The organism is Ralstonia sp. VS2407, assembly GCF_052950655.1.
The window spans coordinates 1-487 of sequence record NZ_JBRFVG010000205.1 but is presented as its reverse complement, the minus strand read 5'-3'; the positions used below and the strand labels follow the sequence as shown (position 1 = coordinate 487).

Annotated in this window: 1 protein-coding gene; it reads left to right on the top strand. The window is 43.5% G+C overall.

The genetic code is table 11. The features are described from left to right. The coding region (locus tag ACU8YE_RS24635) for a magnesium transporter (protein WP_446930056.1) at positions 1-487 on the top strand (487 nt) is incomplete at both ends.

The following is a 487-nucleotide window of genomic DNA, read 5'->3' as shown; positions in this document are numbered from 1 at the left end:
ATTCGTGACTATGACTTCTTAGCTGTGCCAGTTACAGATTATGATGATCATTTGTTGGGGATTGTAACAGTTGATGATATTATTGATGTTATCGATGATGAAGCCGCTAGCGACTACTCTGGTTTAGCCGGGGTCGACGTTGAAGAAGTTAGTGAGAACCCTTTAAAAGCCGCTTCTAAACGATTACCTTGGTTAATTACGCTGCTGTTTTTAGGGATGTCTACGGCCTCGTTAATCAGTAATTATGAGTCGTTAGTTAGCGAAGCGAGTATTTTAGCCGTTTTTATTTCTTTAATTACCGGAACAGCCGGCAATGCCGGGACACAATCATTGGCGGTCGCGGTACGCCGTTTGGCTATGAAAGATGAAAAGGATAGTAATTTTGGTCGCTTAATCTTAAGTGAAGTGCTCACGGGACTAGTGACGGGGGCTGTGACAGGTTTAACCATTATGATTGTGGTTGGCGTGTGGCAACATAATCTTCCGC